A 24,041-nucleotide genomic window follows, 5' to 3' on the forward strand; every position below is an offset into this window, starting at 1 on the left:
GGCTTCGGCAGGTTCGCCGACAGGCTGTGGCGATCGGCGGCCATCCGGCCTGCTTCTAAACCAGCTCATCGGCTGCATCGTTAATTGCGGCGTAGATTTCCTCGAGGTCCGCCGACGTGACACAATACGGCGGCATGACATAGATCGTATTGCCAAGCGGGCGCAGCAGCAGATCTCGATCGCTAAAGAACGCCTGCAGCCTCGGCCCGATATTGGCGAGGTAGCCCTCGTCGCACACCTTCAGCTCGAGTGCTGTGATAGTACCAGTCTGACGGACATTCCCGAAGCGCGCGTTCGCGCGAAATGGCTCGATTTTCTGTTTCTGCATTGCTGCGACGGAGGCCACACGCTCGTAAGTCTCATGGTTGCACCAGAGGTCCAGGTTCGCCTTGGCAGCGGCACACGCCACCGGATTTGCCGTGTAAGAACTGGAGTGGAAGAAGGTGCGGGTTCGGTCTTTCGAATAGTGTGCGTCGAAAATCTCGGCGCGACAGAGCGTCACCGCAAGAGGAAGAGAGCCACCCGTGAGGCCCTTGGAATAGCAGGCAATGTCGGGCGTGACACTAGCCTGCTCGCAAGCGAACAATGTTCCAGTGCGCCCCCAGCCGGTCATGACCTCGTCGGCAATGAATAGGACGCCTGCGGCCTCACAGATCCGTTTCATTTCATTTAGGACCCAAGCAGGATACATAAGCATCCCGCCAGCACCCAGGATCAGGGGTTCGACGATGAAGGCAGCCGGATTTTCGTTGCGACACGCGGCCTCGAGCGCGTCGAGCGTAGCCTGTTCAAGACCCGGCGCCGGGAACGGCACTGAGGTAACGTCGAACAGCAGAGGTTCGTAGGCCGCATTGAACACACCACGCGCGCCGACCGACATCGTGCCCACCGTGTCACCATGATAGGAATGCTGCATCACGACGATACGTGAGCGCGGCTCGCCGATGTTGCGCCAATAGCCGAGCGCCAATTTCAGCGCGACCTCCACGCTGGTCGAGCCGCTGTCGGAGAAGAAGACGTAATCGAGGCCATGGGGCGCGAGTTTCAAAAGCAGGGAGGCAACCTCTTCGGCGGGTTCATGAGTGTGGCCCGCGAAGATGATCTGGTTGAGCTTTTCCGCCTGCTTCTGAATGGCACTCACGATGTAAGGATGGCAATGGCCATGGGTCACAACCCACCAAGACGCAATCGCGTCGATGATGCGACGGTCATCCGCGGTGTAAAGATATGCACCCTCGCCGCGCAAAACTTTTATCATCTCGCCTTGCAGCGCATGTTGGGTAAACGGATGCCAGATCCGCGACTTTGCTTTGCACATTATGATTCGAAATCGCCACCATGGAACGAAACCTTGAAGGCCGCGCGAAGCTCGTTAGCGGTGAGTGGAACGAGGCACGGGAGCCGGCCCAGCTTCCGCACTTGTCCGATCCTGCAAATGGTGCTCTCGGTGTCGACGTTCTCTTCGCCGATGAACACGATACCGCGAATCTCAATGTTGCGATTGTGCAAGGCCTCGAGCGAAAGCAGCGAATGATTGATGGTACCGAGGGCAGTGCGCGCGCAGAGAATGACTGGCAGCCGCCATCGTGCAAAGACGTCGATATAGAGTTCGTTGCGATTGAGCGGTACCATTAGCCCGCCTGCCCCTTCGATCACGAGCGGGCGATCCCCGGTGTCCGGCACATTGAGTGAGGTGGCGTCGATGTGAAGCCGATCGACTTCTGCTGCGAGATGTGGTGACGCTGGCATTTCAAGACGATACCGCTCTGGCACAATCCGATCGTCGGGAAGTTCGGCCAGTCGTTTAACGACCACAGAATCGGTCTCCCCTCGAAGACCAGCCTGGATCGGTTTCCAATAATAGGCATCAAGAAAACCGACGACCCCTGCGCAAAAGATCGTCTTGCCGACCTCAGTGTCGGTGCCGGTGACTACGAATCGCCGAGCCATCTTGCCTCGCTTCCGGTTTCTTCCATCAAGGCATCGAGCAAGGAACGCACATCATTCTCTCCGACATTCAGTGTCAGGGAGATTCGCAGCCGAGCTGTGCCCGCCGGCACGGTAGGTGGTCGGATTCCGCGAACGTCGAATCCGCGAGCCTGCAGCATCGATGCCAATTTCATGGCGCGCGCGTTGTCGCCGACAATGTAAGGGACAATCTGGGAAGCGGACGGACTCCGGCCCCCGCGCAAGCGGATCTCCCGATGCGTAAAGGCGACCAAGCTGGCCAGGCGTTGTTGCCGTTCCGGTTCCTCCTTCAAGATTGATAGCGCCTCCTGCACGGCAACAGCCAGCAAGGGCGACGGCGCCGTTGCAAAAATGAATGGACGGCAACGGTTGACCATGAAGTCGCGCAGCACCCGGCTCGCGGTGACGAGGGCGCCGGCGGCGCCCAAGGCCTTGCCGCATGTATGAACGACCACCAGGTTCTCGCGCCCTTCATAGGGGGCGGTCAGCCCCTTTCCCCGCTCACCGTACACGCCAGTGGCATGAGCTTCATCCACCAAAAGGAACGCATCATGCCTGTCGGCGATTGCGACAAGCTCCCTGAGCGGCGCGAAATCGCCGTCCATACTGTACAGACTTTCAGCCACCATCCAGACACGGCCCGTCCCGCCTTTCGCGCGCCAGTCGCGGATTGTGCCTTCGACCGACATCGGATCGTTGTGAGCGCTTTCGCGATACTCGGCTCGTCCGGACCGTGCGCCTTCGCGAATGCTCGCGTGCACGAGCGAATCGAGTACCAGCAGATCGCCCCGTTGAGGCAGCGTCGTCAGGATGGCAAAATTCGCCACATATCCGGCGCTGAAAAACAGCACCGTCTCGGCTCCGAAAAGGTGCGCGGCCTCCGCTTCGAGACGTTCGTGCTCGTCGCAATTTCCGCGCAGGAGTCGTGACCCGCCGGCCCCGATTGGAGTGCCGGCTTCCAGCGCCGCCGCCACAGCCTTCTTCATACGCGGCGCACTCGCCAGCGCGAGATAGTCGTTCGATCCAAAATCAATGCCCGAACGCGGTGCTAGGCGCCGCAGACGGTCCTGCTCGTTTAGGGCCCGCAAGGCGGCGCGATAAGTGGCCACCTTGTCTGCGCGTGTTGAAGTCATCAATCAGTCCCGTGTGTAGAAGGGAGTGCTTGCGCAAATCACTCAGGCGGCCGCCAATCACGAAGCCGCGCTTCTTCCTGACATTCTTCAAGAGTCTCTCGAGGGCGGCAGACGCGGCTTTGGGCGTCAGTCACTGTGAACGCATCATTAGCCGGCGCAGATTGCCGGTTGTCCGACTGCGCCTGGTCGAGGCTGGATTTGATGCCGAGCCGCCCAAGCAACTCCACGTCTCGCTCGCGCTGCGGGTTGCGCGTGGTCAGAAGCGCGTCGCCGATAAATATCGAATTAGCGCCAGCGAGAAGGCACAGCGTCTGCAATTCATCGGTCATGTATTGCCGCCCGGCGGACAGCCGCACCACGCTTTGCGGCATCAGGATGCGTGCGACCGCGACGACACGCGCGAGGGAGATTGGATCGGGCCGTTCCGCGGTTTCCGTGACCGGCACGCCCTTCACCTCGTTCCAAAGGTTGATCGGCACGCTATCCGGATGGCTCGGAAGATTGGCGAGCAGCACCAGCATGCCGAGGCGGTCCACGACGCGCTCCCCCATGCCGATGATGCCGCCGCTGCAGACCTTGATGCCCGCCGCGCGCACCTCAGTGAGCGTGTCGACCCGATCCTGCAGTATCCGCGTGGTGATGATCTGGCCATAGAATTCGGGCGAGGTATCGACGTTGTGGTTGTAGAAGTCGAGGCCGGCCTCACGCAAACGCTGCGCCTGAGGAGCGGTCAGCATTCCGAGTGTCACGCAGGTTTCCATTCCGAGACCCTTCACCGCGCTGACCATCTCGCAGACCTGGTCTAGGTCGCGGTCCTTTGGACTGCGCCACGCCGCCGCCATGCAGAACCGCGCCGCGCCGGCCGCTTTCGCGCGCTCGGCGGTTGCGATCACATCCGCCTTGTCCATCAGCCGCGTCGCTTTCAGCCCCGTGTCATAGTGCGCGCTCTGCGAGCAATAACCGCAATCCTCTGGGCAGCCGCCAGTCTTGATGCTGAGAAGACTCGCGGTCTCCAGATGATTGGGATCAAAGCGGCGGCGGTGAACGGCCTGGGCGCGGAACATCAGGTCGGAGAATGGCGCGTTATAGAGCGCCTCCGCCTCCCCAAGGGTCCAGTCGTGGCGAACGGGTTCAATGTCGCAGCCGTCGTCCGGTTTTGTTTTCGCGCTTGGGACCATCCGAGCCACGAGCCTCCTCTGCCAACTATAGATAATCTTGAGGATTATCTATGATCTTTCATGTTGATGTATGCTAACTGACGTCTGGCTGCCATGCACGGTGTTTTCCGATAGATAATCTATGATGAGTGAGAGCGAGAACGCGACAACTTCGCAACGCATTGCGCATTCGATCGGGCACCGCATTATCAGCGGCGCCCTAGAACCAGACGCACCGCTGCGGCAGGACCATATCGCGCGCGAATTCAACTCGAGCCACGTCCCCGTGCGGGAAGCTTTTCGGCAACTGGAGGCACAACATCTCGTTGTTGCCGCCCCCCGCCGCGGCGTACGCGTTGCATCGCTCGACGCGAAGTCGGTGAAGGAGATCGCCGAGATGCGTGCCGCGCTGGAAGTGGTCGCGCTGCGGAATGCCGCGCCGAAACTCACGGCGGCTCATCTGGCGCGGATTGAGCTGGCCCTGATCGAAGCAGACAACGCGGAGACAATTCAGGAATTCGAGATCGCGAATCGCACATTTCACCACGCACTGGTGGCGCCCTGCGCAATGCCTCGATTGCTCGCCTGCCTCGATGGACTGCAACTCGCAAACTCGCGACTGGTGTTCGCGATGGCGCGCAGTGCCGGATGGCGTCCGCGATCCAATCAGGATCACCGGTTGATTCTGCAAGCACTACGATCACGTAATATCGATCACGCCTGCGATCTGCTTGCGCGTCACATTCAAAGTATTGAGCGGCTCGCCTTTCCCGCCTCATTATGAGGGACACAATGCAATCGCAGAGCACCATGCGGCGTCGTCACTGGCACGACACCAAGATAGCCCTGCGATCAGCCTTCATCTCGCACGAGCCATAGCCAGCCATGATTCGCCACATCGTCCTATTCACAGCCAAGAACAAGACCGACATCGATCGAAATCTGTCGACCTACTCTCGGTTCTTTCCGCCATCCCGCATGCACGCCGGCATCGCGTGCAACCGCAAGACCGATCAGCTCGGTAATGACGTCGACGTCGTTGTGAAAATGATGCTGTAGCTCGCGACCTATAAGGCGCACGATCCCTAGAAAGAACCGTCGAACGGGTACGACTACTGCGAGAGCTTCAGTTCGGGGCCGATTACAATTTGACGGATGTCGTCTCGGAAGCCTGATGCACGTCCGCGAATTGCCATGGATCGAGCCGGTCACGGCGATGCGACGTCTCGCACATCAACCGCACCTCACTTTTCTCGACGGCGGAGCAAAACACGAATTACTCGGACGCTACTCATATCTGGCCTGCGATCCGTTCAGCAGCTACGAGGGCAAGACGATTGTACTGTACCGACCGGTATAAGCCATCCGGAGGATCTCCGTCAGTTTCTCTACCTTTTGGTCGTGAGACAAGGGTCCGCGCACCGACGAAAGGCATCGATCTCCTGCAAGATCACCAGCCACGGCGCGCTGCGCTTTGCTTGTTCGAACGCCTGTCTCATCGAAACAGTCGCCTGATGGCGCAGGGGCTTCCGAGTTTGTTCAGGTTAAACCTGAAAGTTGCTCTCCGGAGGGCGGCGGCGGGTGTGTCGCCCGCGTGGGTCTTGCCGAATCCTGGCGCCCATAGAGAAAGATGTCCAAAGACTGAATTTGCAACGAAGCGAGCAAGGTCTGCGCGGCTAGCTGCTTCGCGTCCTCCGGTCACGCCGGCTTTACGCAATGTCCAGGCGCATTGGTGGGAGCCATACCGACTAGGCGGCTAAAAGCCCAGGCTATTGGCCCGTCTGGTCGTGGCCTGATCGCCGAGACCATGTTCCGCTCGCCTCGATGGAGCACGTGTCTAAGCACATTTGAGCCCTCCAACACCTCCTCGATCATACGGTCGAGCTACAGGTTTCATTCGCTCCAGGTATTCGCCACGTTGCAGAGGGTGTGCCGCTTCTCAGCAGCACCACTTCGAGCGGCGTTAAGTCGCTCAGTCTTGCCTACCAGTTCGGGTAGGCCACTCAAGACCGTTTCATCGCTAAAACCCACCTGTATCCGTGACCGAACCTCGCGGGAAGGCCGGCTGTGGTTAGCCTTCGGTCATCCCTAAAGGGTCGCCACAGAAGTTAGCGGCGCGTGAAACGCACCACCGTTCTTTTCCTTGCTCCAGAGGGAGGGCTCACGCCGCCACTAACTTCCCCGGAAGCGCGGATGCGGCAGAGATAGCGTCTTTATCCCAGATCCCCCGGTCGATAAAGGGACGCCGCGTCGCATCCGCGCTACTTTCCAAGGCAGTCAGCTTATCACTGAGCGCGGTGTTTACGCCTTACCGGCTGACGGCAGAGTGCTTCTTACATCGATAGAATCGGCGCGGCTGTGCAGTGTATGAGGGTGAGCCGACTAGGGAAAAGAGCATATGTTCAGACGACAAGTCGCGCCACTAAAGGCTAACCCCTTAGCGCATCTGCGCGTAGCGAAACGGAAACCGACAGCGCAGCAACTCGCCGAAGCGTTTTGTTTTGCGACGCGTGTGTTTGATGACATCAACCCGACAACGCGCGAATGGCACGAAATACAAGACCGCATGGTCAGAACAGATGATGGGTGCTTTTATCTTATCGAAGGTCCAGGCTCTAACTCCGGTGAGCGTGAAGCCGTAACGCCTTACAGTCTAGGCGCTGTCTTCGCTTGGCTGCGAGATTGCCCAGAACAGATTGAGCGCACTGTCGTCGTCGGCGGGGTTGGAAACGCCCCACACGGGCCGCTTTTCGTCTTGTGAGTAGCCGCGCAGTATCGACAGCTTACAGTAACCTAGCCCCGATACATAATTATTGTGAACGGGGGTGGCAGGGCCAGTGCTGTGGCTCCAGAGCAGCCAGCGTCGAGTCACGTCGCTAAACTCAAACGGCAAGCGCGGGCGCGGCCAGATACCGGGCCAATCTTGCCCCCTGGCTAGCCCGGAACCGAGCGCGCGCCCAGACTGCTTCCAACTCACGCGTGAACTCCCGTTCTAGTGGTTGAGCGAGCGTACAGCTGGTTGGGAAATCGAACTCGTTCAACCTCAACTGTCTAGCCAAGCTAGTTGCCGATGCTGGATCGGAGACTCTGCCTAAGCGAAAATCAGCACGTTTGATCGAAGCTGACGATGGTCTGGCAAGTCGACGGCGCCTGAGCGTTTCCGATGGTCGCTCGGCAAATCGTGCGCGGTAAGCGCGCGCGAACTCGCCTAGGTTTATGTAGCCCCAGGCATAGGCCACACCCGACACGCTCTGTCGCGGAGCCGCACCGTACAGATCGCGCCTACGCCTTGCAGTCGCTGCTCGCGAAGAATGCACTCGGCGCATAACCGCGAAATCTCTTTGAACGCCGTCGTCAAGGTTCTCAGGCTCGTTCCGGCTGCGCGTGCCACTTCTGTCATCGGGGGCAGCTCTATAGCATGATCGGCCATATATTGTTCAGCAAGCCTGACCGCGCGAGGGGCAAGCCGGTTGCCGGGGTTCTCTAAATCCAGATCGGCGCGGTTGGCCATTCGTTCAACAAGTGGATACAGATCGTCTGCTCGAGGTGCCGCCCTGGTCGGGAGCAAGACGGCCGGGCGCCTCGGCGATGCAGCGCACGATGTATTCCATCAAAGCCAACCAGTGACGTACGTTTGTTTCGCCCATCGCCGCGACCGGGCGCTACCAGCGGCCGCGGGTTAACTCATCGGGACGATGGCTTTGCGGGATTGGGGCCGATCACAGGCAGCCTAGAAGTTTCAGATAGCCGCGCTCGATCAGGGCGATCGGATCGTGAATGAGCCGGTTGGCCTTACGGCGGGCATGCGAATCCTTCCACTCGACCGAACAGCGCTGTGCGTGTTCGGAGGCGAGCACCTTCTTGCCACGTCTCTCGGACCACCGCCGAGGTCGTGGACGTCGAAGGCGTGAAGGAGCTGTATCAGTCGACGTTTCTGAAGCGACGTCAATCGCCGCCTTCATCAGGCGCACGGCTATCGCACGCCGATGGCGGTCTGGCGCGAACGGATGCAGGCCGCGAAGACTGTCGACATAGTGGACAACGCTGACGCGTTGACCACATGCCACAGCAACTGCAGCAGACAGAGTCTCTGGCAGTGATAGACAGGGATCAGGAGCGGTCAGTTTCGAACTAACAAACCGGTTCAAGCGGTGGCGCTTCGCGGATCCATTTCAATTTCTTCGTGTCGAAGACGCCTGGAGCTTGGCTGGAGGGGTGATCTTTTCAATCAAACCTATAGGACGCCTCAAAGAACGTACCCCAGCGCTCCATGCTGTACTTCGCGAACGCGGGCGGGTCATCGACACAGCCGCTGCTGCTGCACGTAGAGTCGCCCCGCCTTTTAACCCACATAGCCCAATAGCGCCCACCGATTCCGACGCTGAAGTTCCTTGTAAAGAAGTAGGACAGCACGCCTTCGACCTGGACGCCGCCACCACCATTGCCCCCTTGTTCATCAAACAAGGTCTGATCGCGCAAGAGATGGTTGTCACGCCCTTTGAAATCGGTCCAGGGCAGGTAGGCGACATCTGTGTTTAAGCGCCAGCGCTCGGTCAGCATGGTTTCGGCGCTTAGGCCGACACGAGGTGCATTCCACTGGGCATTCTGGCTGCCAACGACCCTGTCGTCGCCCCGCGGCAAGCATGTAGCCGTCGGGTTGGTGATCTGTACACACCCTCTCGAGTCGGAGCTCTGTTCGTAATAGGTCCAGCCGAGAAATCCCCCAACCTTGTAGTTGATGCCGCGCAGGAAGTCGTATCCGACGTCGGCTGTGTAATAGGTGAACCTGCCGTTTGCCTGGCGTGATATCATGTTGACATAGGGCGGGTCGCCCCAATCTTCATCGTTGTCTTTTCCCTTATTGAAGCGCCCTGTGCCAACGTTGCTCTTGAGGAACACTCCCTCCGGGCTGTCGACACGGCCAAATAGCTCTCCGGACAGTCCGTCTAGTTCGTGATAGGTGAGCCTCGATATAAGGATGCTGGGATCTTCAAGGCCGCCATAGGGCGCCGCGCTGCGGTCCCATTGGAATCGTCCCCGGCTGAGCCAGAGCCGCGATCCGCCCTCGAACGACCAACCGGCCGTGTAAGGAACCGGCGGCGCGCCGGGTGCTTTCGCGTACAGCGGCGCATCGGACCATTGCACCATCCATGAGTCGGCGCCAAAATGGTAGTTCAACCCGATCTTTCCGACGTGATAGTTGCTGGACAGGCTCGTTGTGTTCGCCGGAATGATTGCGAACGGCGGATTCTGCACCGTCGGAGGGGTTGCGACACTCGGCCCGCCGAAATGCAGATAGTCATACTCAGCTTTGAGCGACCATGCAGGTGTAAGCGCTTGCTCGACGCCCAGCCCGATGGTGCCACCGACGCGACCATAGTCGAAATGGGTTTTCTCCTGTGGGGATTCAAACTTTTTGTTATTGACGACGTCGCTCCGGCTGTTTTGCCAAGCCACGCCTCCCTTGAGATAGGCCAGCGTGCGGCCCAGCGGGCCAAACGCGTAGCCGATGCGGCCGGTCCCAGTGGCAAAGACGTTGGGACCCACCTTGCAGTTTGCGCTCACGACAGACCCGGACGGGGCGAGGCAAGTATTTGTGCCGTCTGAGGCAGCACCACTGGCATCGAGCTCGACACCAAACACCCAGCCGTTTTTCTGCCAATTGTAGCCGATCTGGCCACCTCCGAAGACAACTGGGGTATCGACAACATCGCCATAGATCGACGGACCGTAGGGATTGCTGAAGGAGGTTCGGCCGTACCCGCCGCCGACGTGCCCACCAATATAACCTCCCCACCAGTTCCACACCGCCGAGGGCAGTTTCAGTTCTGGCTCAAGGTCTGCCGCATTCGCTGCACCACTTGCGACGAGCGCAATTGTCGTGGCTCCCAAAAGAAGAACTCCAGATCGCATCCAACACGTTCCTGCATTTTCTCCGCCCACAACCGAGCGTCCTTGAGTTATCGCAGCAGCAAACCATCGGGATGGACCAGACGCTACCAGCGACGCGCGCCGTGTCCGTCCCGAAGACCATCGCACTTCGATTGGTGATGATGCCGCAAAGAGAGCAAGTCGCGTGCCGAAGTGAATTCCCAGGATCTGCAGGCACTTCGTCGTCGCGGCGTGTGGCGTCAAGTTGCAGACATTGTCTCAATACCGACAGTCGCGCAGCCACTGCCCGAGCCATCCTTGGCTAGCCCGGTCCTGCGTCTAGACCCACAATGCGCTTCCCTCCCCTGACCACCGAGAGCATGCGCTAAAGGCCGAACGGGTCGAATTTGGACAAGGCTGGCGCCGCCATGATGATCGCTTTACGGGAGTTCGAGTTCTTTAATCGCAAGAGCCGCGATCTCCGCCGGCTTACGGACATCGTTTTGCGCAATCTTGATGATCTTATTTGCGATCAGTTCTGCTACCTTTTCCGGGCTTCATCCTTTTTCTTCGCCGCGGCATCCAATCGCACGACGAGCTCATAGCCGGCGTTCCATTTAGGCACCGCCGAAGCATGATGCTCTGGATGATCACCAACGCCGACATTTTGTCGAATGGCGCCAGCGCAGGTGCGTGCACCTCGTTGAGTGGCACGATGACCTAGGGTTCGATCGTGCGGGACGCGCATCGCAAATTGTCCTTGCAGACGAATCCAGACAAAGCGATCTTACGCCTTGCGCGAGTGCTTGCTCGTCTGGCTGCGAGGGAAGATCATGAAACAGAGTTGGCCGATCGAAGAGACAAGGAAGAGAGCGACGATCTATGCTCGATTCTCAACCGATCTTCAGAACGAGCGTTCGATTGAAGATCAGCTTTCACTTTGTCAAAGCTATGCAGAGCGCGAAGGCTTAACGGTTATCAGCACCCACGAAGATCGGGCTCGTTCAGGTGGCTCGGTCATGGGACGCGAAGGCCTTCTGCGGATGTTGGACCAAGCGCGGGAGAGATCCTTTGACGTAGTGATCGTCGAAGCGCTCGATCGCCTCTCTCGCGACATGGAAGATCTCGCAGGTATCCATAAGCGACTATCTTTTCTCGGCATTGAGATCCGGGCGGTCCACGAAGGCGTCGTCAACACCGTCCTGGTCGGTCTTCGCGGCCTTGTCGGACAACTCTATCGTGAGGACAACGCGCACAAGGTGCGGCGTGGCCAAGCAGGCCGGGTCAAGCGAGGTTTGGCTGGAGGTGGCCTAACATACGGATATGCCGCGGTCCCCGGAAAGAGCGGTGAACGAGTCATCGTCGAGGCCGAGGCACAAGTGATCCGGCGCATCTTCCAGGAATACGTGGACGGTCGGACGCCTCGCGAAATCGCGCACGATCTCAACAAGGAGAGGATATCACCTCCGCGGGGGCGCGCATGGAATGCATCAACTATCAATGGCAATCTCGAGAGGGGCGCCGGCATTCTGCAGAACGAGCTTTATGTAGGGCGCCTCGTCTGGAACAAAGTCAGGATGGTGAAAGATCCCGACTCGGGAAAGCGCCTGTCACGACCAAATCCTAAGAGTGACTGGCAGGTGGCCGAAGTGCCGCATCTTACAATTGTCAATCCAGAGCTATTCACAGCTGCTCAGCAACGCAAAGAGGAGCGCAGTCACACCCACCCCAGCCATCAACGCCGGCCTCGTCGGATGCTATCTGGCCTGCTCCGTTGCGGCTCATGCGGATCGGGCATGGCAACCAATGGGCGGGACAAATCAGGGCGTGTTCGCATTCGCTGCTCGGCGGCAACGGAGAGCGGCACGTGTCCGGACGCCAAAACTTTTTATTTAGACACTGTCGAGAGCGCGGTCCTCAATGGTCTAAAGGCCGAATTGCGCGCGCCGAAAGTTATCTCAGAATACGTACGCACGTATCTTGACGAGCGGAAGCGCCTCGCAGCCACATCACATGCAAAACGGCAGCGGCTTGAGCAGCGGCTTGGGCAATTAAACCGGGAAATCGAACGACTGGTGGATGCGATCGCGAAAGGACATGGCGATCCAGCCATTCTCGGACCGCAATCGACTGCCTTGGATGCCGAACGAAAGCGGATATCTGAGGAGTTGCAGAGTGAACCACCCGCCCCGAAAGAAGTCGCGCTGCATCCGGCCATCCTCAAACGCTATGAGGAGCAACTTAGTCGGCTTGAAGAAGCACTGGCTAAAGGTGTCAGTGCGGGCGACGGAGAGGCCGTAGAAGCCATCAGAGACTTGGTCGAAACGGTCACTGTGTTCCGCGATCCAGGACGCCCAGGTGGTGTAGCCGTGGAGATAGCAGGCCGGCTAAACGCCCTCCTCGGGGAAAAGGCCTATCCAAACCAGGTCAAAGGAGTGTGGGGAAAGGTGGTAGCGGGGGAGGGACTCGAACCCCCGACCCCAGGATTATGATTCCCGTGCTCTAACCAGCTGAGCTACCCCGCCACAGGGATCGCGGCGGCGAATAAGGCCGATCTCGCGAACGCGCGGCATATAAGGAAGGGGGCGGCGGGAAGTCAATCCGCCTTCGCTTCCGCTCTCGCGAAAGCTTCCGCCTTCGCCAAGCGGCTTCGGCGGACAAGCCGGCGCGACACGTCCGCCGGCAGGACGAAATGGCTGTTTTGAGTGGAACTTCCCGCTGATTCCGTCATGGCCGGGCCTGTCCCGGCCATCCACGCCTTGATTCGCTGGCCAAAGAACGTGGATACCCGGGACAGGCCCGGGCATGACGACGTTTGGGCGAAGAGCGCGCCTATTTCGGCCTCACGCTGGGGTCGCCGCCGGGGCTGCCGGGAGGCGGGATGACGGGCATGGTGCCGCCGGTGCTCGGCGCCGGGGCGTGCATGTCGGGGTCCACGCCCGAGGGTGGGCAGAGCACGCCGTCCGATTTGGCCAATTTGTCGCCGAGCGGTTCCCGGGACTGACCGGTGGTGGTGCCGTCCGGTAAGCGGCCCGGCCGGTCCTGCGGCGTGCAGTTGGTGGCGTGTTGCGGGGATGGCGGCGCGGTCGCTTGCGGCGGCGTCGCCGGGGCGGGCGGGGCCTGCGCGATCGCGCTGCCGGAGGCGGCGATCAGGAGGCTGGTCAGGATGATGGTCGATGTCGTGCGCATGGAAGGGAAACGCGCCGATCACCGCGCGCGTTCCCAGCTAGCGATCACGATTTGACGTAGCGGATCAGCGAGAAATGGCCCATCGGCGGCATGGGGCGGCGCTCGGTGAGCGTGACGCCGCCGTGTTTTAGGGCCCAGTTCACCAGGCGGGCCCAGGGGAATTCCGGGCGCCAGCCGAGGCGGCGGGCGATGGGCGCGAAGGCGAGCTCGAACAGCTTTCGGGGGCCACTCTCGGCGCCGATGTGGTTGACGAGGATCAGCTCGCCGCCGGGCTTGAGCACGCGCACGAACTCGTCGAGCGTGCCTTCGGGATCAGGCACGGCGGTGATGACATATTGCGCCACCACCGCGTCGAAGAACTTGTCGGGGAAAGCGAGGTTCTTCGCATCCATCACCGAGAGCACTTCGACGTTGGAGAGGCGCAAGCTCCGCACGCGCGCCTGCGCCTTGCGCAGCATCGGCTCCGAGATGTCGACGCCGCAGATCTTCGTGGTGCGTGAATAGTCCGACAGCGAAAGCCCGGTGCCGACGCCGACGTCGAGGATCCGCCCGCCGATGCGGTCGGCCTCGGCGATGGTCGACTGCCTTCCGGCGTCGAACACCTTGCCGAACACGAGATCGTAGACCGGCGCCCAGCGGCCATAGGCCTTCTCGACCCCGGCCCGCGAGATGTCTGCTGCCATGCCCCCTGCCCTTACGCGAAACTCTAGAGAGTAATGATCATTGGTGAGATCGAAGCCAGCCCCGAAATTGGTCTAGCGCCTCTTCCGCAAGCGGAAGAGGCGGCGCACCGTCGTTGCGGCGACAGCCGGGCTGGATCTCGTCATCCTCAGCCGCGCACGGCTTCCGCGAGCGGGCGCGATGCGGCCGCACCAACCTTCGCCGCTGCGCTCTGGATGAAGCCGCCGCCGAGCACGCGGGCCTGGCCGCTGGCTGCGTCGTAGAACACGCAGGCCTGGCCGGGCGAGACACCCTCTTCGCCGGCGACGAGCTCGACCTCGTAATGGCCATTGCCGCCGCGCAGCCAGGCCGGCTGGGGGCTGCGGGTCGAGCGCACGCGCACGAACATCTCGAGGCCGCCGCCGATGGCGCGGTCGATGTCGCCGCCGCCGATCCAGTTGACGTCGCGCAAGGAGATGCGGTGCATCTTCAGCGCATCGCGCGGGCCGACGACGACGCGGCGGTGCGCTGCATCCAGCCGCACCACGAACAGCGGCGAGCCCGAGGCGATGCCGAGGCCGCGGCGCTGGCCCACGGTGAAATTGGCGATGCCGTTGTGCCGGCCGAGCACACGTCCGTCGAGATCGACGATGTCGCCGGGGTCCATCGCGTTCGGCCGCAGGCGTGTGATGATGTCGGTGTAGCGTCCCGTCGGCACGAAGCAGATGTCCTGGCTGTCGTGCTTGTCGGCGACCGCAAGACCGAAGCGGCGCGCCAGCTCGCGCGTCTCGGGCTTGGTCATGTCGCCGAGCGGAAAGCGCAGGAAGTCGAGCTGCTCGCGCGTGGTCGCGAACAGGAAATAGCTCTGGTCGCGGTCGGCGTCGGCCGCGCAGACCAGCGCGCGCGAGCCGTCGTCGAGACGGCGCGAGGCGACGTAATGGCCGGTGGCGAGCGCCTGGGCGCCAAGCTCGCGGGCGGTCTTCAGGAGGTCGCGAAACTTGACCGAACGGTTGCACTCGATGCACGGCACCGGCGTCTCGCCAAGCGCATAGGAGTCGGCGAAATTGTCGATGACGGACTCGCGAAAGCGGTCCTCGTAGTCGAGCACATAGTGGGGAATGCCGAGCTTGGCCGCGACGTCGCGCGCGTCGTGGATGTCCTGGCCGGCACAGCAGGCGCCCTTGCGGTGGGTGGCCGCGCCATGGTCGTAGAGCTGCAGCGTGATGCCGACCACGTCGTAGCCTTCAGCCTTCAAGAGCGCAGCCGTCGTCGAGGAATCGACGCCGCCCGACATGGCGACGACGACCCTGGTGTCCTCGGGACGGCCTTCGAGATCCAGACTGTTGAGCATGGGCCTTAAAGCGTTGTGACGGCGGCGTAGCGCGATCCGCGATTGCTGTGCCTTCTCGCGGGACATCGGCGATCCCCGGAACTCTGGTTCCCGAAGAGCACGACTGCCCAAGTCGAAAGCGGCTGAGAGTAACCTCTTTAATATAGGCGGCATTCCGGTGAAGCAATCACGCGGGCAGCCAGCTTGGGGCAATTCTTGCCGGGGCGGCAGAAATGGCGGGGCCGCGGCGGGCCGCCCGGCGGCGGCCTCGGAACATCAAGGCATTGATTATATTGGATAAATTTACAAAGAGGGGCGCTGGCCCGCTCCTTGCTACCCCTTGTCCGAAGTTGCTTCCAAGGGGTCGCCTGTGGTTGGTCGTACGTCAGATGTCGTGGCAAGCGTGCAAGTCCAGAGCGCGCAGCAGAAGCCTGCCCGGTCGCAAGCCCCGAAGGACACGCCCGCGAACGAGGCTTTCGGCTCGCTGGTCGACAGCAACACCCAGGCGATCAACAACAATGCGCAGGCCCAGGACACGGCGCCGCGCCGGAGCGATTCCGCATCATCGTCCCCGGCGTCCGACCGGCGTCGGCGCGACACCTCTTCCACGGACCAGCCCTCGCAGAGCAAGGCAAGCGACGCCACCGATACCTCTGCGCCGGCGAAGAATGACGACAGCGAGGCGACAAGCGATCCGTCCAAGGACGCCGGCAAGATCAAGGACAAGTCCGAGACATCGGACGCCAAATCGGCGGACAAGTCCGACGACACCAAGGGCGACAAGTCCGACGGGACCGACGCCCTCAGCGCCGCAGACGATCCGGCTGCCGCCGCGCCGGCCGATGCGGCGCAGACCGCCGTGCCCGATCCCGGCGTCATCGTCGGCGCGCCCGTCGTGGCGGCCGATCCGAATGCGGCTGCGAGCCAGGCCGGCGATGCCGCCGCCTCGCCGCTGACGATCGCCGCGGCAGGTCTCGCCGCCAGTGCCTCCACTGCGGCGCAGATCGCCGGCACCAGGACCGATACCGCCACGGCCGGCGACAAGAGCGCCAAGGCCGCCGGCGCCGAGGTCGATGCCGACACCACGACGACGCTCGGCGAGACCGCGACCGGCACGAGCGAGGCGACCGCGACCGGTGCGAAGGCCAATGGCGGACTGATCGCCGCCGCCAGTCAGGGCACGCCGAAGACCTCGTTCAAGGATGCCGCCACGACGCAGACCCAGACCGACATCTCGAATATCGGCCAGGACACCGGCAAGGCGAACGCGGCCGCGACGCAAGCCCCGGGTGCAGCGACCCTCGACGCCGCCGCGCATCCGCAGGCCGCCAAGCCGCAAGGAGATGGCGGAGCAGCCGACGCCAAGGCCGTCGCCACCGAGCGCACCGCGGATGCGGCCTCTGGCGCGCCGGCAACGCAGGTTCATGCGGGGACGCAGGCGAACGCCGCCTCGACCGACACCAGCGCGCAAGCCGCCTCCGCCGTGCAGGCGCCGCTGACCAACACCACCTCGGCCGCGACGGCATCGACCGCGACGCTGACCGCGACCGCGGCAACTCATGCGGCCGTGCCGATCAGCGGCATCCCGATCGAGATCGCGGCCGCGATACGCGCCGGCAAGTCCCGGTTCGACATCAGCCTCGATCCGGCCGAGCTCGGCCGCATCGACGTGCGCATCAACGTCGACCGCAACGGCCAGGTCACCTCGCATCTCACGGTGGAGAAGCCGGAGACGCTGCAAATGCTGCGTCAGGACGCGCCGCAATTGCAGCGCGCGCTCGATGATGCCGGCTTCAAGACCGGCAGCAACGGGCTGTCCTTCAGCCTGCGCGACCAGAATTCATCGGGCCAGAACTCCGGCCAGAACAACGACAATGGCGGCAATGCCCGCCGGCTGATCATCAGCGAGGACGACACCGTTGCTGCCGCGCCCGTCGGGCGCGGCTACGGCCGCATGCTCGGATCGAGCAGCGGCGTCGACATCAGAGTGTGAGGAGTATTCGACGATGACCACCACGAATGCCGCCACCGCCCCGACGCCCGTCTCCGGAACGACCGACATCCCGAAATCCTCCTCGTCGAACTCGATGAGCTCGACCACGGGGTCGACGCTCGCCGGCAACTTCCAGACCTTCCTGACGCTGCTGACGACGCAGCTGCAGAACCAGAACCCGCTGGATCCGCTCGACACCAACCAGTTCACCCAGCAGCTGGTGCAGTTCGCCGGCGTCGAGCAGCAGCTCAAGACCAACGATTCGCTGGCCCAGCTCGTCACGCTCCAGCAGACCACGCAGGCGACCCAGGCGCTGGGCTTCGTCGGCAAGACCGCTCTGGTGGACGGCTCGACGACGAGCATGACGAACTCGGCGGCGATCTGGCATCTCAACGTGCCGACCGACTCCACCGTCGAGATCTCCATCGCCAATTCCAGCGGCCAGACCGTGTTTAACGGCAAATACACCGCCTCCGCCGGCACCGACATTCCCTTCACCTGGAACGGCATGGGCAATGACGGCACGCAATGGCCCGACGGCAAATACACGATCTCGGCCACGGGCAAGGACGTCGCGAACAACAATGTCGGCATCGCCGCGCAGGTGCAGGGCGTGGTGTCGTCGGTCGACCTGACCCAGTCGCCGCCGCTGCTCACCATCGACGGCGCCAGCTACACGCTGAGCCAGGTCAAGAGCATCATCGCGACAAGCGCCTATTGAGGGCGGAGCGCCTCTCCCCAGCGGGGTGTTCAGACCGGGGAGAGGTGGATCAGAGTTCGGGGCTCGCGTCGAGCCCGCAAGAGTCGTTCTGCGTTAGTAAAGTATTTACCTTCTGCCCGCTTGGCCCGCCGGAATCGCGTCTCCCGCCGGCCGAAGCGGCCGCGTTCCCGCAAGTTTCAACGAGAATTGTATTGAAGCCTTAGGCTTAGCGGATTTTTAAGTCGCGGAGCGTACGGTTACGGACGTGAGTTCAGTGGTTGAGAGTTTGTGAGTACGCCATGACAGAACCCCATCGCCCGAGGGTAAAATACGTCATCGGGCCGGACGGCAGTCCGCTGACGATCGCGGATCTGCCTGCACCCGGCACCAAACGCTGGGTCATCCGCCGCAAGGCCGAAGTCGTCGCCGCTGTCCGTGGCGGACTTCTCTCCCTTGAGGAGGCCTGCAGCCGTTATACCCTGACGGTCGACGAATTCCTCTCCTGGCAGTTTTCCATCGACCAGCACGGTCTGGCGGGTCTTCGCACCACCCGCATCCAGCAATATCGCCAGTAGGCGATCCGGAAATCTGCGGCTTTTGACGAAAATCGGCCTCGCCCAGCGAGGCCGATTTTTTTCATGATGCACTTTTGTCCGACCTCTTAACTTCCGTTAACCATATCGAAACCATCCCCTAGGCAATAATTGCCCAGTCGGCCTTTCCGGTGAAAGCAGCCGAATCTGTTGGGGCGGTTGCTTGCAAGGGCTTGCGGACTTTCTGAAGAGCATCGGAGCCGCCCGGTTCGGGGCCATGATCGCGGTCACCGCCGCGCTCATCGGCTTCTTCGCCTTCGTCATCATGCGCGTCACCACGCCGCAGATGACGACGCTGTTCACCGATCTCAGCGTCGAGGATTCCTCGAGCATCATCAAGGACCTGGAGCGCCAGGGCATCCAGTTCGAAATCCGCAACGAGGGCTCCATCATCATGGTGCCCAAGGACAAGGTCACGCGCCTGCGGATGAAGCTCGCCGAAGGCGGCCTGCCCAAGGGCGGCGGCGTCGGCTATGAAGTGTTCGACAAGTCGGACGCGCTCGGCACCACCTCCTTCGTCCAGAACATCAATCATCTCCGCGCGCTGGAAGGCGAGCTCGCCCGCACCATCCGCGCCATCGACCGCATCCAGGCCGCCCGCGTCCATCTGGTGCTGCCCGAGCGCCCGCTGTTTGCGCGCGAGGCGCCGGAGCCGTCGGCCTCGATCGTGGTGCGCGTCCGCGGCACGCTGGAAGCCCAGCAGATCCGCGCCATCCGCCACCTCGTCGCCTCCGCCGTCAACGGGCTGAAGCCGCAGCGGGTCTCGATCGTCGACGAGGCCGGCCAGCTGCTCGCCGACGGCGCTGCGACCGATCCCGAGCAGGCGGTCGGCGACGAGCGCCGCATCGCCTTCGAAAAGCGGCTGCGCAAGCAGGTCGAGGACATCGTCTCCTCCGTGGTCGGTTCAGGTCGCGCCCGCGTCCAGCTCTCCGCCGATTTCGACTTCAACAAGGTCACCCAGACCTCGGACAAGTTCGACCCCGAAGGCCGCGTGCTGCGCTCGAGCCAGACCCGCGAAGAGCAGAGCATGACCGCGGACAACAACGGCCAGGTCACCGTCAACAACGAGCTGCCCGGCAACCAGCAGAACAACGCCGCCGTCCCGAAGGATCAGAGCAAGAAGACCGAAGAGACCAACAATTACGAGATCTCCCGCACCACCAAGACCGAGGTGACCGAAGCCGGCCGGGTCAACCGCATCTCGGTCGCGGTGCTGGTCGACGGCATCTACACCAAGAACGACAAGGGCGAGCTGGCCTATCAGGACCGTACCAAGGAGCAGCTCGAAAGCATCGCCACCCTGGTGCGCTCGGCGATCGGCTTCGACCAGAAGCGCGGCGACCAGGTCGAGGTCGTGAATCTGCGCTTTGCCGACGCGCCTTCCACCGCGCCGATCGGCGAGCCCTCGGGCTTCCTCGGCATGCTCCAGTTCACCAAGGACGACGTCATGTACTTCGTCGAGCTCGGCGTGATGATGCTGCTCGGCCTGGTCGTGCTGTTCCTGGTGATCCGCCCGCTGGTCAAGCGGATTCTCGCCTCCGACGAGGTCGCCGCCGCCATCTCCGGCGTGCTGACGGGCCCCGCCGCTTCGGAAGAGGCCGCGCCGGCCGCCGGCCAGCCGCTGCTGCCGAGCGGCGCAGCCAGCGCAATCGACGTCGCCACCATTCAGGGCCAGGTCCACGCCCAGTCCGTTCATCGCGTCGGCGAACTGGCCGAGCGCAACCCCAACGAAACCGTCGCGATCATCCGCCAGTGGCTGACCGAACCCGCGAAATGACCAAGCCAAGTAAAGTGAATCAAGAAGTGATCTGACATGGCCGCCTCCCTGCAAAACGCCAACTCCAACGACATCACCAGCGTGATCTCCACGCTCGGCCAGCGCGCCGGCAGCCGGGCCGGCGGCGCCAAGACCGACGGTCTGGCCGGGCCGAAGCGTGCCGCGATCCTGATGCTGGCGCTCGGCGAGCAATATGGCGGCAAGATCTGGGGCCTGCTCGACGACGACGAAGTGCGCCAGCTCTCGCTCGAGATGTCGACGCTCGGCACCGTCGAGGTCGATACGGTCGAGGACATGCTGCTCGAATTCGTCTCGCGCATGTCGGCCTCGGGCGCGCTGATGGGCAATTTCGACGCCACCGAGCGCCTGCTCCAGCAATACCTGCCGCCGGAGCGCGTCAACGGCATCATGGACGAGATCCGCGGTCCGGCGGGGCGCAACATGTGGGAGAAGCTCTCCAACGTGCAGGAAGAGGTTCTCGCCAACTATCTCAAGAACGAATACCCGCAGACCATCGCCGTGGTGCTGTCGAAGCTGAAGTCGGAGCACGCCGCCCGCGTGCTCGGCATCCTGCCCGAGGAGCTCGCGCTCGACGTCGTCAACCGCATGCTGAAGATGGAGGCGGTGCAGAAGGAGGTGATCGAGAGCGTGGAGAAGACGCTGCGCACCGAATTCATGTCCAACCTGTCGCAGACCCGCCGTCGCGACGCTCACGAGGTGATGGCGGAAATCTTCAACAATTTCGACCGCCAGACCGAAACCCGCTTCATCACTTCGCTGGAAGAGGACAACCGTGAATCGGCCGAGCGCATCAAGGCGCTGATGTTCACCTTCGACGACCTCGTGAAGCTCGATTCCGGCTCCGCCCAGACCCTGATGCGCAACGTCGACAAGGACAAGCTCGGCGTCGCGCTCAAGAGCGCCAACGAGGACGTCCGCAACTTCTTCTTCGGCAACATGTCCTCGCGCGCAGCCAAGATGCTCCAGGACGACATGGCGGCGATGGGCCCGGTACGCCTGCGCGACGTCGACGAAGCGCAAGCGCTTCTGGTCAATCTCGCCAAGGACCTCGCCGCCAAGGGCGAGATCATGCTGACCAAGAACCGCGCCGACGACGAACTGGTGTACTGATGGCCGCTCCGGCAAAATTCCTGTTCGATACCGACTTCGCGGCGCCCGAGCGGACGACGCGCGAGAAGGCCGCGACGGCGGCCGAGATCGCCCAGAAGGTCGCGGAAGCCGAGGCGCGCGCCTACCAGGAGGGCTTTGCCGCCGGCCAGCGCGAGGCCAAGGCCGAGAGCGACCGCCGCGTCGCGCTCGCCATGGAGGAGATCAACATCGCAATTCGGGGCGTCGCTTCCGGCATCGGCAACATCGAGACAAAGATGGAGACCGAGGCGGTCGAGGTCGCGGTCGCGGTGGCGCGCAAGCTGTGCGCCGACCTGGTCGCCGCCGAGCCGCTCGGCGAGGTCGTCGCCCTGGTCAAGGACTGCTTCTCGCATCTGGTCGCGACGCCGCATCTCGTCGTCCGCATCAACGACGCTCTCTACGATGCCGCGCGCGAAAAGATCGAGCGGCTCGCAAAGCAGAGCGGCTTCGAGGGCCGGCTGGTGATCCTGGCCGAGCCCGAAATCGCCACCGGCGACTGCCGGATCGAATGGGCCGATGGCGGCGTCGTGCTGGAGCGCGGCGCCATCATGGCCAGGATCGACGACATGGTCGGACGCTATATCGCGTCCCGCAGGGGGAGCTAAGCCATGAGCGACACTGACGGACAGGTCCCGCTGCCCGATCTCAACGGCCCGATGCCGCCCACCGGCACCGACGTCGGCTACAACGAGGACGAATATGCGGCGCGTGCCGCCGCCGACCTCGAAGCGGTCTTCGACGTGCCGGTGCAGGTCTCGGCCGTGCTCGGCCGCTCGAAGATGGACGTCGGCGAGCTCCTGAAGCTCGGACCGGGCACCGTGCTCGAACTCGACCGGCGCGTCGGCGAAGCCATCGACATCTACGTCAACAACAAGCTGGTCGCCCGCGGCGAAGTCGTCCTGGTCGAGGACAAGCTCGGCGTGACCATGACGGAAATCATCAAAGCCGAACGCGGCTAGAACGAGGACATGACGCGCGGCAGCGCGAGCAGACGGACAGGAGACTGACATGCGGCTTCTCATCGTTGGCACATTGAAGGGCCAGCTCACCACCGCCACCAAGATCGCGATGGAGAACGGCGCCACCGTGACCCATGCCGAGGATCACGAGCAGGCGATGCGCGTGCTGCGCGGCGGCAAGGGCGCCGACCTCCTGCTGGTCGACGTCGCCCTCGACATCCGCAACCTCGTGCTGCGGCTCGAGGCCGAGCACATCCATGCCCCGATCGTCGCCTGCGGCATCACCAACGACGCCCGCGCCGCGGTCGCCGCGATCCATGCGGGGGCGAAGGAATACATCCCGCTGCCGCCGGATCCGGAACTGATCGCCGCAGTGCTCGCCGCGGTCGCCAACGATTCCCGCGAACTGGTCTATCGCGACGAAGCGATGGCAAAGGTGATCAAGCTGGCCCAGCAGATCGCCGGCTCGGACGCCTCGGTGATGATCACCGGGGAATCCGGCACGGGCAAGGAAGTGCTGGCCCGCTACGTCCATACCCGCTCGGCGCGCGCCAAGCGTCCCTTCATCTCCATCAACTGCGCCGCGATCCCCGAGCACCTCCTGGAGTCCGAGCTGTTCGGCCACGAGAAGGGTGCCTTCACCGGCGCGGTCGCGCGCCGCATCGGCAAGTTCGAGGAGGCGACCGGCGGCACGCTGCTGCTCGACGAGATCTCCGAGATGGATGTCCGCCTGCAGTCGAAACTGCTGCGCGCGATCCAGGAGCGCGTGATCGATCGCGTCGGCGGTACCAGGCCGGTGCCGGTCGACATCCGCATCATCGCGACCTCGAACCGCAACCTGGCCGAGGCCGTGCGCGAAGGCACGTTCCGCGAAGACCTCCTGTTCCGCCTCAACGTCGTCAATCTGAAGATTCCGCCGCTGCGCGAGCGCCCCGCCGACATCCTGGAGCTCGCCCAGCACTTCGTGAAGAAATATGCCGAGGCCAACGGCGTGCCGCTGCGCCCGATCTCGGCGGAAGCCCGCCGCGTGCTCTCCGCCAATCGCTGGCAGGGCAACGTCCGCGAGCTCGAAAACACCATCCACCGCGCAGTGTTGATGGCCCAGGGCGACGAGATCGGTCCCGATGCGATCATCACGCCGGACGGCGACCGCCTCGATCTCGCCAAGACCGCGCCGGTCGTGGCGCATGCCACCATGGCCGCCGAGCAGGTGACGCGTGCGCTTGTGGGGCGCACCGTCGCCGATGTAGAGCGCGACCTCATCCTGGAGACGCTGAAGCACTGCCTCGGCAACCGAACCCATGCCGCCAATATCCTGGGGATTTCGATCCGCACGCTGCGCAACAAGCTCAACGAATATTCCGACGGCGGCATCCCGATCCCCCCGGCGGGCACGCCGGGCGAATATCCGCGGATGCCGATGATGGGGGCGTAAGGCTCAGCCTGGTCGAGAATGCGAATGCCCGGGCTGGTCCCGGGCATTTTGTTTTGGAGGGCGGACATGGCCGCACCGCATCCGGCGACTAGGTCCCGCCGGCACAACGCCCTATAACCCCGCGTGA

At 62.7% G+C, this 24,041-nt stretch carries 21 protein-coding genes and 1 tRNA gene; 12 read left to right on the forward strand and 10 right to left on the reverse strand.

Features of this window, described 5'->3' with window-relative positions; genetic code table 11:
• Window positions 1–55: 55 nt before the first annotated feature.
• The 4 genes from XH87_RS11245 to bioB are packed head-to-tail and all read right to left on the reverse strand — an operon-like array spanning window position 56 to window position 4,279.
• A complete protein-coding gene (locus XH87_RS11245; protein WP_271587318.1) occupies window positions 56–1,318 on the reverse strand; it encodes an adenosylmethionine--8-amino-7-oxononanoate transaminase in 1,263 nt (420 codons plus the stop codon).
• Window positions 1,318–1,950 (reverse strand): dethiobiotin synthase, encoded by a 633-nt coding sequence (gene bioD / locus XH87_RS11250; RefSeq protein WP_271587319.1) that lies wholly within the window; start codon window positions 1,948–1,950, stop codon window positions 1,318–1,320. The genes XH87_RS11245 and bioD overlap by 1 nt, the downstream gene beginning before the upstream one ends.
• The gene (locus tag XH87_RS11255) at window positions 1,932–3,101 is read right to left on the reverse strand and encodes an 8-amino-7-oxononanoate synthase (protein ID WP_271587320.1); all 1,170 of its coding nucleotides are present in this window, start codon (window positions 3,099–3,101) and stop codon (window positions 1,932–1,934) included. Before XH87_RS11255 ends, bioD begins: the two co-directional genes overlap by 19 nt.
• Window positions 3,102–3,139: 38 nt before the next feature.
• Window positions 3,140–4,279: a biotin synthase BioB gene (gene bioB / locus XH87_RS11260; protein ID WP_271587365.1), complete on the reverse strand. Its 1,140-nt coding sequence runs from the start codon at window positions 4,277–4,279 to the stop codon at window positions 3,140–3,142.
• A gap of 121 nt (window positions 4,280–4,400) precedes the next feature.
• Here bioB and XH87_RS11265 point away from each other — a divergent pair, with 121 nt between their 5' ends.
• The 3 genes from XH87_RS11265 to XH87_RS11275 all read left to right on the forward strand — a co-directional run bounded on the left by XH87_RS11265 (window position 4,401) and on the right by XH87_RS11275 (window position 5,618).
• A complete protein-coding gene (locus tag XH87_RS11265) occupies window positions 4,401–5,042 on the forward strand; it encodes a GntR family transcriptional regulator (RefSeq protein ID WP_271587321.1) in 642 nt (213 codons plus the stop codon).
• A 101-nt stretch (window positions 5,043–5,143) separates the two neighbouring features.
• Window positions 5,144–5,317 carry a hypothetical protein gene (locus XH87_RS11270; protein ID WP_271587322.1) on the forward strand — a complete coding sequence of 58 codons (174 nt, stop codon included), beginning with the start codon at window positions 5,144–5,146 and terminating at the stop codon, window positions 5,315–5,317.
• Window positions 5,318–5,432: 115 nt separating this feature from the next.
• A complete protein-coding gene (locus XH87_RS11275; RefSeq protein WP_271587323.1) occupies window positions 5,433–5,618 on the forward strand; it encodes a hypothetical protein in 186 nt (61 codons plus the stop codon).
• Window positions 5,619–7,977: 2,359 nt separating this feature from the next.
• Here the strand turns inward: XH87_RS11275 and XH87_RS11285 are convergent.
• Both XH87_RS11285 and XH87_RS11290 read right to left on the reverse strand, forming a co-directional pair.
• A complete protein-coding gene (locus XH87_RS11285; RefSeq protein ID WP_271587366.1) occupies window positions 7,978–8,220 on the reverse strand; it encodes a DNA -binding domain-containing protein in 243 nt (80 codons plus the stop codon).
• A 262-nt stretch (window positions 8,221–8,482) separates the two neighbouring features.
• Window positions 8,483–10,171, reverse strand: coding sequence for an outer membrane protein (locus tag XH87_RS11290; protein ID WP_271587325.1), 1,689 nt, complete (start codon window positions 10,169–10,171; stop codon window positions 8,483–8,485).
• 791 nt (window positions 10,172–10,962) lie between these two features.
• On the opposite strand from XH87_RS11290, the gene XH87_RS11295 reads away from it, so the two are divergent.
• The gene (locus XH87_RS11295; RefSeq protein WP_271587367.1) at window positions 10,963–12,621 is read left to right on the forward strand and encodes a recombinase family protein; all 1,659 of its coding nucleotides are present in this window, start codon (window positions 10,963–10,965) and stop codon (window positions 12,619–12,621) included.
• Here XH87_RS11295 and XH87_RS11300 read toward each other — a convergent pair.
• The 4 genes from XH87_RS11300 to mnmA all read right to left on the reverse strand — a co-directional run bounded on the left by XH87_RS11300 (window position 12,578) and on the right by mnmA (window position 15,329).
• A tRNA-Met gene (locus XH87_RS11300) sits at window positions 12,578–12,654 on the reverse strand. The two genes, XH87_RS11295 and XH87_RS11300, sit on opposite strands and share 44 nt — an antisense overlap.
• Window positions 12,655–12,961: 307 nt before the next feature.
• Complete coding sequence (locus XH87_RS11305) at window positions 12,962–13,318, reverse strand: hypothetical protein (RefSeq protein WP_271587326.1); 357 nt, start codon at window positions 13,316–13,318, stop codon at window positions 12,962–12,964.
• 44 nt (window positions 13,319–13,362) lie between these two features.
• On the reverse strand, window positions 13,363–14,001 hold the full coding sequence (locus XH87_RS11310; protein WP_271587327.1) for a class I SAM-dependent methyltransferase: 639 nt from the start codon (window positions 13,999–14,001) through the stop codon (window positions 13,363–13,365).
• Between the two features lie 146 nt (window positions 14,002–14,147).
• Window positions 14,148–15,329 carry a tRNA 2-thiouridine(34) synthase MnmA gene (gene mnmA, locus XH87_RS11315; RefSeq protein WP_271587328.1) on the reverse strand — a complete coding sequence of 394 codons (1,182 nt, stop codon included), beginning with the start codon at window positions 15,327–15,329 and terminating at the stop codon, window positions 14,148–14,150.
• A gap of 349 nt (window positions 15,330–15,678) precedes the next feature.
• Here mnmA and XH87_RS11320 point away from each other — a divergent pair, with 349 nt between their 5' ends.
• The 8 genes from XH87_RS11320 (at window position 15,679) to flbD (ending at window position 23,914) form a co-directional block, all read left to right on the forward strand.
• On the forward strand, window positions 15,679–17,301 hold the full coding sequence (locus XH87_RS11320) for a flagellar hook-length control protein FliK (protein ID WP_271587329.1): 1,623 nt from the start codon (window positions 15,679–15,681) through the stop codon (window positions 17,299–17,301).
• Between the two features lie 13 nt (window positions 17,302–17,314).
• A complete protein-coding gene (locus XH87_RS11325; RefSeq protein ID WP_271587330.1) occupies window positions 17,315–18,022 on the forward strand; it encodes a flagellar hook assembly protein FlgD in 708 nt (235 codons plus the stop codon).
• 278 nt (window positions 18,023–18,300) lie between these two features.
• Entirely contained in the window at window positions 18,301–18,576 is a 276-nt protein-coding gene (gene sciP, locus XH87_RS11330; protein WP_002714638.1) for a CtrA inhibitor SciP, read from the forward strand.
• Between the two features lie 181 nt (window positions 18,577–18,757).
• Window positions 18,758–20,371 (forward strand): flagellar basal-body MS-ring/collar protein FliF, encoded by a 1,614-nt coding sequence (fliF, locus tag XH87_RS11335; RefSeq protein WP_271587331.1) that lies wholly within the window; start codon window positions 18,758–18,760, stop codon window positions 20,369–20,371.
• 36 nt (window positions 20,372–20,407) lie between these two features.
• Window positions 20,408–21,502, forward strand: coding sequence for a flagellar motor switch protein FliG (gene fliG / locus XH87_RS11340; RefSeq protein WP_035704881.1), 1,095 nt, complete (start codon window positions 20,408–20,410; stop codon window positions 21,500–21,502).
• Entirely contained in the window at window positions 21,502–22,125 is a 624-nt protein-coding gene (locus tag XH87_RS11345; protein ID WP_271587332.1) for a FliH/SctL family protein, read from the forward strand. Before fliG ends, XH87_RS11345 begins: the two co-directional genes overlap by 1 nt.
• A gap of 3 nt (window positions 22,126–22,128) precedes the next feature.
• The gene (fliN, locus tag XH87_RS11350) at window positions 22,129–22,479 is read left to right on the forward strand and encodes a flagellar motor switch protein FliN (protein ID WP_057027996.1); all 351 of its coding nucleotides are present in this window, start codon (window positions 22,129–22,131) and stop codon (window positions 22,477–22,479) included.
• Between the two features lie 49 nt (window positions 22,480–22,528).
• Window positions 22,529–23,914 carry a sigma-54-dependent transcriptional regulator FlbD gene (gene flbD, locus XH87_RS11355; protein WP_035704872.1) on the forward strand — a complete coding sequence of 462 codons (1,386 nt, stop codon included), beginning with the start codon at window positions 22,529–22,531 and terminating at the stop codon, window positions 23,912–23,914.
• Window positions 23,915–24,041 lie beyond the last annotated feature (127 nt).

Source organism: Bradyrhizobium sp. CCBAU 53415, from assembly GCF_028128735.1.
Taxonomy (GTDB): Bacteria; Pseudomonadota; Alphaproteobacteria; order Rhizobiales; family Xanthobacteraceae; genus Bradyrhizobium.

Coding starts and splice junctions, on each gene's coding strand:
- XH87_RS11245 (WP_271587318.1), bottom strand. CDS start 1,318: ATGTGCAAAGCAAAGTCGCGGATCTGGCATCCGTTTACCCAACATGCG.
- bioD (WP_271587319.1), bottom strand. CDS start 1,950: ATGGCTCGGCGATTCGTAGTCACCGGCACCGACACTGAGGTCGGCAAG.
- XH87_RS11255 (WP_271587320.1), bottom strand. CDS start 3,101: ATGACTTCAACACGCGCAGACAAGGTGGCCACTTATCGCGCCGCCTTG.
- bioB (WP_271587365.1), bottom strand. CDS start 4,279: ATGGTCCCAAGCGCGAAAACAAAACCGGACGACGGCTGCGACATTGAA.
- XH87_RS11265 (WP_271587321.1), top strand. CDS start 4,401: ATGATGAGTGAGAGCGAGAACGCGACAACTTCGCAACGCATTGCGCAT.
- XH87_RS11270 (WP_271587322.1), top strand. CDS start 5,144: ATGATTCGCCACATCGTCCTATTCACAGCCAAGAACAAGACCGACATC.
- XH87_RS11275 (WP_271587323.1), top strand. CDS start 5,433: ATGCACGTCCGCGAATTGCCATGGATCGAGCCGGTCACGGCGATGCGA.
- XH87_RS11285 (WP_271587366.1), bottom strand. CDS start 8,220: ATGAAGGCGGCGATTGACGTCGCTTCAGAAACGTCGACTGATACAGCT.
- XH87_RS11290 (WP_271587325.1), bottom strand. CDS start 10,171: ATGCGATCTGGAGTTCTTCTTTTGGGAGCCACGACAATTGCGCTCGTC.
- XH87_RS11295 (WP_271587367.1), top strand. CDS start 10,963: ATGAAACAGAGTTGGCCGATCGAAGAGACAAGGAAGAGAGCGACGATC.
- XH87_RS11305 (WP_271587326.1), bottom strand. CDS start 13,318: ATGCGCACGACATCGACCATCATCCTGACCAGCCTCCTGATCGCCGCC.
- XH87_RS11310 (WP_271587327.1), bottom strand. CDS start 14,001: ATGGCAGCAGACATCTCGCGGGCCGGGGTCGAGAAGGCCTATGGCCGC.
- mnmA (WP_271587328.1), bottom strand. CDS start 15,329: ATGCTCAACAGTCTGGATCTCGAAGGCCGTCCCGAGGACACCAGGGTC.
- XH87_RS11325 (WP_271587330.1), top strand. CDS start 17,315: ATGACCACCACGAATGCCGCCACCGCCCCGACGCCCGTCTCCGGAACG.
- sciP (WP_002714638.1), top strand. CDS start 18,301: ATGACAGAACCCCATCGCCCGAGGGTAAAATACGTCATCGGGCCGGAC.
- fliG (WP_035704881.1), top strand. CDS start 20,408: ATGGCCGCCTCCCTGCAAAACGCCAACTCCAACGACATCACCAGCGTG.
- XH87_RS11345 (WP_271587332.1), top strand. CDS start 21,502: ATGGCCGCTCCGGCAAAATTCCTGTTCGATACCGACTTCGCGGCGCCC.
- fliN (WP_057027996.1), top strand. CDS start 22,129: ATGAGCGACACTGACGGACAGGTCCCGCTGCCCGATCTCAACGGCCCG.
- flbD (WP_035704872.1), top strand. CDS start 22,529: ATGCGGCTTCTCATCGTTGGCACATTGAAGGGCCAGCTCACCACCGCC.